This window comes from Fulvivirga aurantia, from assembly GCF_009711475.1.
GTDB classification, from domain to species: Bacteria; Bacteroidota; Bacteroidia; order Cytophagales; family Cyclobacteriaceae; genus Fulvivirga; species Fulvivirga aurantia.
Window position 1 is genome coordinate 1 of record NZ_SMMD01000794.1, and the last position, 8484, is coordinate 8484.

4 protein-coding genes are annotated in these 8484 nt (G+C 39.5%); 1 reads left to right on the forward strand and 3 read right to left on the reverse strand.

The annotated features are described in order from the left end of the window. Positions 1–2350, forward strand: a 2350-nt coding sequence (locus E1176_RS10440; RefSeq protein WP_155210552.1) for an ABC transporter permease, incomplete at its 5' end; no start/stop codon positions are given. An 80-nt stretch (positions 2351–2430) separates the two neighbouring features. On the opposite strand, the gene E1176_RS10445 is transcribed toward E1176_RS10440, so the two are convergent. The 3 genes from E1176_RS10445 to E1176_RS10455 all read right to left on the reverse strand — a co-directional run. Next, positions 2431–5289 (reverse strand): M16 family metallopeptidase, encoded by a 2859-nt coding sequence (locus tag E1176_RS10445; RefSeq protein WP_155210553.1) that lies wholly within the window; start codon positions 5287–5289, stop codon positions 2431–2433. Positions 5290–5414: 125 nt separating this feature from the next. Further along, positions 5415–5909 (reverse strand): SRPBCC family protein, encoded by a 495-nt coding sequence (locus tag E1176_RS10450; protein WP_155210554.1) that lies wholly within the window; start codon positions 5907–5909, stop codon positions 5415–5417. Positions 5910–5969: 60 nt separating this feature from the next. Further along, the coding region (locus E1176_RS10455; protein ID WP_155210555.1) for a T9SS type A sorting domain-containing protein at positions 5970–8484 on the reverse strand (2515 nt) is incomplete at its 5' end.

The window sequence follows — 8484 nt, forward strand, 5'->3', positions numbered from 1 at the left end:
TACCGGCATCGCATTCTGCATCCTCATTTTTCTATTTATTAAAGACGAAAAAAGCTTTGATCGTTTTCATGTAAATGCTGACAAAATTTATCGTGTAGAGGAAAAGGCTTATGACCTGTGGGAAAGAGATTCTGAAGGAGAGTTTCGCTACTCAGCGTATTTACAAACCGGACTTGCTCCAGCTATTCTGGAAGAGGTTCCTCAGGTTGCACATGTTACACGCTTTAACGCAAGTGGTCCAGGTGGTAATGCTATTTTTACATATGAAGATAAAGTATTTACTGAAAATTTAACCTTTACAGATCCTGCTTTCTTTCAGATGTTTACTTTTCCGCTGTTGGCTGGTAATCGTGATAATTTATTGAAGGATAAGCATGACCTTGTACTTACTCCTAAGTTGGCTGAAAAATACTTTGGAAGTGTGGAAGAAGCGATGGGTAAAACGATTAAAGTTGATTATTGGGGAGAGGAGCAGTACACTATTGTGGGCATTATTTCTGAGCCTCCATCAAATTCAAGTCTGCAGTTTCAGGCTCTTGTATCACAGGAAAATAGAGCGTTTTATGACCGTAATATGGAACAATGGGGGAATTTTTCAACACCAACCTTCGTGCAATTAAAACAAAATGCTGATGTTACAGCATTACATTCCAACCTTCAAAAGTTAGTAGAAAAGTATATGTCCGCCTCTATAAATAGATGGAAGGAGCGGTATGATCCACCAGAAGGAGTGACGTTGTTCGAATATCAAATTAAAAACCTTAAAGATATACACTTGGATACCCAGATTAGCTGGGCCAGATCGAGCGATCCAAAATACTCTTATATTTTGGGAGGGATAGCAATCTTAATACTCGTTATTGCCTGCATCAATTATGTGTCCTTGTCGCTGACAACGTCAGCTTCTAGAAAGACCGAGGTAGGTGTTAGGAAAGCAATTGGAGCTCATCGAAATCAATTGATCAATCAATTTGGGTTAGAGTCCATATTGTTGGCTTTGGGTTCTATGATTATCGGTCTATTATTGGTTGCTCTTTTTTTATCATCATTTAATGAGTTTACAAACAAAGAAATTACAATATCTGCGCTTACCTGGCTACAACTTTTCGGCCTTGGTACAGCACTTTCTTTGCTAGTTGGTGTTTTAGCGGGCTGTTATCCTGCACTATTTTTATCCGCCTTTAAGCCAACTCAAGTGCTTAAAGGAGGATTTACTACCAAACTCAAGGCAGGGTTTACCAAACCTCTGGTTGTTTTACAATTTTCATTATCAGCTTTTCTAATAATTAGTTCTGTCATTATGTATAAGCAAATGGAGTTTATTACAACCAAAGATCTTGGCTATAATCAGGATCAGGTATTGGTGGTGCCCACTCAAATGGGATGGAATGCTGAGTCTAATAAAGCGGTAGAACGTATGAGAAATAGGCTTTCGCAAGAAACATATGTGAGCGAAGTAGGTGGTGTCAGTCTTTCTTTTAACCAGGGATGGTCGCGAAATGGCTATGTGATTGATGGCGAAAATAAAGCTGCCTATGTATATACTATCGATCCTTATTACATACCCACACTAGACATTGAGTTAGTTAGCGGTAGAAATTTTGATCCAGAAGTATTGTCCGATTCATCCGCAATAATTGTGAACGAAGCCCTTATCGCAGACATGGGCTGGGACACGGCTCAGGAGTACTTAAATTGGGAAGAAGACAGTGTAGGGCAGGGAGCCAGAATCATTGGAGTGGCAAAAGATTATCACTTTTTATCCCTTGAAAGGGAAATAGAACCCATGATACTTACCATGAAACATGGGTATTTAACCAATATGTTGATAAAATTAAATGCAGGTAATCTGGCAGAATCTGTTGATAGAATAAAAGGCGTTTGGAACGAGCTTTCACCTGAGAAGCCTTTTGATCATACTTTTTTAGATGAAGACGTACAAAAGCAATATGCTTCTTACGAACGTTGGGTGAGTATCATGGGGCTCTCAACACTTTTTGCCATATTGATATCTTGTCTGGGGCTATTTGGGTTGGCAGGAATAAACGCCATTAACCGCACGAAAGAAATAGGCATAAGAAAGGTTTTTGGAGCCGAACTTTCTAATATTTTCTTGCTGCTAAATAGGCAGTATGTATGGTTGGCAGTGATCGCGTTTGCTATAGCAGCGCCTATTTCATGGTATGTGATGCAGAATTGGTTGGCAGATTTTGAATATGGCATTTCCATAACCTGGCAGCTGTTTGTTATATGCATGTTGGCGGGTTTAGTAATTGCTCTGGCTACAGTAAGTTACCATGCAATAAGAACAGCCTTTATCAACCCTGCTGATACTTTAAAATATGAGTGAGGTATAATAGGATTTTCAAAGAATAAAAAAGGCTCTAAATCTTCCGATCTAGAGCCTTTTTGCTTTAATATTTGCTTGCGTTATTTAGAAGAATCTGTTTTCATGTCTTCTACAACTTCTCCTTTTTCGTTGAGTTTAACGATTTCATATCCAAGTTTTCTTAAACCTTCGATGTTGCTAGCTTCATCTCCAACTACCAAGATTATCATCTCGTCAGTTTTTAGGCGTTCTTCAGCAATTTTGTCAATCTCAGCTTTAGTCATCTTGTTAAGAATACTCATTTGCTCTTTCACATAGTCCTCATCAAGATCGTAGTGTAGAATTCTTCTTAAGAATCCTGCTTTCTGACCAGGTGTTTCATAGCTCAAAGCATCTTTTTGTCCGATAGATTTTTTCATAAAATCTACTTCATCTTCTGTAATGCCATTTTCTTTATAATTTTCGATTACAGTCATGAATTCATAAACAGAGCTATCAGTAGCTTCTGCCTTCACTCCTGCAAGCGCTGTGTAAGGCCCTGGGTTATCATCTACATCGAAGTAAGATCTTGCGCCATATGTCCAACCTTTTTCTTCTCTTAACTTCAGGTTTATTCTACTATTGAAAGCGCCACCTAGATTGTAGTTCATCAGATAAGCTTTGTAATAGTCACCGGTCGGGTCATAAGTAAGGTCAGTAAGGTAACCTATTCTTATTTGTGATTGAGGAGCACCTTTTTTGTCCACCAAGTAGATTTTAGTTTTCTCTCTATCATCTTCGAAAGTAAGTTCCGGCATATCTACACTCGGGCCGGTCCAGTTTTTAAGAAAATCTAGTTTAGGTAAAATCTCAGATTTAGATACATCACCTACAACTACTAGTTCACCTACGCTTGGAGAGTAATAGCTTTTGTAAAACGCCTTAATATCATCAAGAGTGATATTTTCAACAGTTTCAGCAAGTCCAGCTGATGGTACAGAGAAAATATGGTTATCTCCGAATAAGAGCTTGTTGTAAACAAATGATGCGATAGCAGAAGGATCTGTTTCGTTTGACTTGATACCTTCTATCTGCTGTTTTTTTAACCTGTCGAAGTCGGCCTGATCGAAACGTGGATTTTGAAGTGCATCTTCAAGCAATTCTAAAGTTTTATCTACGTTTTTAACCAACGAGTTCATGGTGATAACAGTGCTGTTTTGACCAGCGTAAATACCAATAGAACTACCAATTTTTCTTAGCTCTTCCTGAAACTCCTCAGAAGTTAAATTCTCAGTGCCTTCATTCATCATAGATGCTGTAAGTTGAGCTAGACCAGCCTTTGTTGGGTCGTTAGCATCTAACTGATGTCCACCATTTAGTGTAAGCTGAATCGCCACTGTAGGAATTTCGTTGCTCTCAGTTCCTATTATTTCAATTCCATTTTTCCACTCTTCTCTCCAGATTTCCGGCACATTTACCAATGGACTCTGTCCTGGTACAGGCTTTTTGCTTCTGTCAAATGCATCACCTTCAGGTCTGGTGTACTCAAGTCCTGCGTAGTTGGTTTGAGGGAATGGATTGTTTCCTTCAGCCGCTGGTTCATAATTGTCAGGTTTTGCCGGCTCAGTCTCCTCATTTGGAAGCACACTTTGGATAACGGCAGGCTTACCTTTGATGTATTTATTAAATACTCTGATTACATCTTCCTTAGTCACGGCCAGGTACCTTTCAAGATCCTTCTCGATGAAATTAGGGTCGTTTCTAAATGTTTCATAAGCAGCAAGTTGGCTTACTTTTCCTCGTACACTGGCGAGTCCATTGATTGTATTCGACTCGTAGTTTGCTTTAAACTTAGCAATGTCTTCATCAGTCACACCGTTGTTCTCAAAATCTACAAGTATGTTTCTTATTTCCTGCTCAAAATCAGCTAGTGTTTGGCCGGGAAATGGTAACGTAAACATGGTAAATTCTCCAGCAAGCTCACTCGTTGGGTGGAAGGCACTGGCCTGTATAGCTTTCTGATTTAGCACAAATTGCTTGTAGAAATAAGAACTTTTTCCTGTACCTAGAATTTCTGCAAGACAGTCTAGTGCAGGCTCATCTTCGTGGTATCTTGGTACCGTAGGGTAAGTAAATAATAGAAGTGGGAATCTGATATTGCTATCTACATAAGATACGTAGCGATCGCTATCTATACTTACAGGCTCAATTTCTAATGGATCTACTTCTGGTCCGGCTGGGATGGTGCCGAAGTATTTCTCAACTTTTCTTACTACTTCTTTTGGCTCTACATCACCACCAATAGTAATGGTAGCATTATTTGGACCATACCATCTTAAGAAAAACTTTTTAAGGTCAGAAACATCAACACGGTCCAGGTCTTCTAGCTTACCTATTGTCAACCAGGAGTAAGGGTGACCGTATGGATAGAGTGCAGCAGCATTTACCTCTCTGAAAAGGCCATAAGGTCTGTTATTATAATTCTGTCCTTTTTCATTTTTTACTGTAGCGCGTTGTACTTCAAACTTCTCCTGAGTAACAGCCGGTAATAAAAAGCCCATTCTGTCAGCTTCTAACCAAAGCATTACATCAAGTTGGTTGCTAGGTACTGTTTCAAAATAGTTTGTACGATCTCTATTGGTGGTACCATTGAGTGTTCCACCTGATTCTGTTACAAACTTAAAGTGTTCTTCATCACCGACATTTTCAGAGCCTTGAAACATCATATGCTCAAAGAAGTGAGCAAAACCAGATTTATTAAGCTCTTCACGGGCAGATCCCACATGATAAGTCACATCAACGTGCACTACCGGGTCTGAATGATCTTCATGGATGACCAATGTCAGGCCATTATCCAAAACATATTTTTCATAAGGGATTACAAGCTTTCCGTCTTTCTGCTTCACCTTCTCAACCAGCTTTGTCTGCGCCAGCGAAAACTGGGTAGACGCAACCAGTAGCAATAAAAGTAATTTTTTCATTGTTTGATTTGTTTAGTATTAACTAATAAAGATAAGTATTCATTGATGAAAATTGACTTTTCTTAGAGGTCATTCTAAGTCAATGGTTTTTATCTTAGATAAGCGGCTTATTAACTAACGACAGATTACGAATTTATTACGCCCTGAATGTCAAGGCTTTTATTTCTGAGGTCTATGCCTCCCTCAATGATAGATTTAAGGTTTGCTAAATAAAAAGTCCAGCCTTCACCGCAGCCAATGTGTAGGTTGGTGTCGGGGTTATTATCTTCCGGAATATTACTTTGTGTTAGGGAAACAATAGTTTGATCATTATAGCGGGTAAGCTTTACAGTAACCAAACAATCACCCGTAAACGTAAAAGCTATTTCATCTCTGCCATTGGCAGAAATAACTTCTTGTTCTTCCCTCACTGAGTCAGGGAATCCATGCCAATGCCATAAGTATTTATCACCTTTTTGGATGTATTCGTCTCTAGCCCTTACATTGTCGTCTGGCTTTGTATAAACAGCACTTCTCAAAAACCATTTCTCTATACCGCTTTGAGTCGCCCAAGCTTTATATAGCTGGTTTATATCAGCCTTTACATTAATTTTTTTGGTGAAAGTAGACCAGCCTGACATGCTTTGTTGATTTTTCTAAAATTAACATTTTTGTCGGGCTGGTCATAGTAAAATCAGCTTCTATTTGATCATTAGACGCTTTATGAAGGTCGCATTGTCCATGTTTACTTTTAGGAGATATATGCCAGAAGGAATGTATTCTGTACTCATTTTTATCTCCTGAAAAGAGGAAGGCTCAAATTCAAATGATTTTGATTGTATAACTTTTCCATCCGGGCTAATGATACTTGTTTTTACCACGCCCTGTGAGCCGACTTTCAATTGTACCCGAAATGTCTCTTCATCAACCGGGTTAGGATGAATATTGATTTCTGCTATTTCAAAGTTTACAGAGATAATAGGGCTATGGTTAATATCTCCATCAAAATCTACTTGTTGTAATCTGTAATAGCTCGTGCCAAAGATTGGGTTTATATCTGTATAGTCATAGTTAATTAATTTCTGACTATCACCTTTTCCGGCTATGGCAGCTATTGTTTCGAAGTTGACACCATCGACAGAACGTTGTATATCAAATCGCTCGTTATTTACTTCAGAGGCCGTAGACCAATTAAGGGAGACCACTTCATCTTTAACAAACCCCTCGAAGTTTAATAATTCCACAGGAAGAGGGTTGGTGCCTGTTGTTCCAAATGTAAATGGACTAAATGAGGCAACATTAGTAACAGTAATACTCCCAGGATCTGTGGCTTGTATCGCATCTTGCCCCAAATTTTCCCACTCAGCACCATCATAATGGGCGATATTTAATGTTGAATAATCAGTTATACCACTGGCTGCTTGATCTTTCCAGTGCAGGGTGAGATCAGTTGCTGATAGTGTGCCAGTGTTGTCTAGCTCCCAATACTCAACAGAGCTTACCGCAGTCATGTCTCCATTAGGGTCTGGTGATTTGATGCTCCCAATATCGCTATGCGCATTGTTGAAATACTGCGCAGTAAACTCAGTAGCTGCGTCACCTGTAATGTTGCTTATTTCTAAAGGAGCCCATTTATTATTCTCTCCAATTTGAAATGTAAATGGTGTGTCACCAATTTTTCTCACAGGTCCTGCAATAAAGCTGCTGTTCGAGCCACTACCGACTGATGACCCTGCTAGAAAGGTGAATAGATTACTATTTGAAGATAATACTACACCATCTGTTAGTGTCAATGTTCCTGAAAAATCTAATGCACCACCAAGAGATACCTGTGGGTAGAGGCTACTACTATTGTTAATAACTAATGATTCATACGTAATGGCATCTCCCGTTCCGCTACCTCCCGTTGCTAGTATTTGTGGGGTGCTGCCTCTATAATGAACACTAGAATTACCACTACTGGAAAGATCTCCATAAGCAGGTGAACCTCTTTGTATATCACCTTCCAAATAGAGGTCTGCACCAGTTGACAATGAAAGCTCAACCAGGTTATCAGCAGAAGCGGTATAAGCCAGGTTATCACTTATTGTTAAGTTAGAATTATCGACAGAAATTAAAGACCTTGGCCCTCCGGTATTATTTAAAATAAGCTCTCCACCAATCAAGAGATTAGAAAGGGTACTTATATTGATCGTGTTGTCTCCCGTACCAGCTGTAGAAAAAATACCGAAGTCATCACTGATATTTACGCTACTATTGCTGATTGTCGCTGTGACAGTGGCTGTACCTCCATTTCTATTAACTGTAAAATCGTTGCCAACATTGACGGTACTGTTTGAGAAGGTAAGATTAAGGTTAAAGTTATTGCCTGGGTTGGTAAGCATTAGTCTGCCATCAAGATCAAGTGTACCATTACTTACCGTAAGACCTGTGTTATTTGAAGCAGCATTGAGTCTAACTTCAGCCAGGTCTTCATTAGATGTAATTGTCATCGAGTGACCTTCAATTCGTGCCAGGTCGCCAATGGTAGGGTAACTGCCAGAGGCAGGTCCGACATGACTAACCAATGACCAGTTGCTTCCGTTATTCCAGGCGCCACTTGCAATAGAGTAATAAGTTTGGCTAATGTTATCTACACATAGCGTAAATGTTCCTCTATAGCCACTATAGTTGTTATCTACTGAAATATAGTATGTATTGCCAGGTGTGAGTGCAGAAGTCGCAATACTTACATTGTCATCATTATTCACATATCTTGCGCATGCTATTTCCGTAGTGCCGTTAGCTTCGAAAAGTGCCAGATTTACTCTTCTAATCGTTCCTAACGAACCACCTCTTTGCACTTCAATAGTAGCATTGGAAGATACAGCAGTAAACTTAAACCAGCGGTTATAATTTGGTGAAGTATTCCAGCAGCTTGCCGCATTTTGGTCACCTGTTGCTCCTATGGTTGTAAATTCGCCATCTGCAGAGCACCAGTTATCCAGGTCGTTTATTTCATACGCTCCTTCGTAAAAGTCATAATCAGCAGCATCTGTTAAACAAAGTGTAAACGTGCCTCGATACCCACTGTAGTTATTATCCACAGAGATGTAGTAGGTGTTGCCTGGTGTGAGACCCAGGGCCGTGATTGACACATCATCATCATTGTTTACATATCTATTGCATGCTACCTCTGTGGTTCCATCATTCTCCCAGATAGCTACTTGTGCTCTA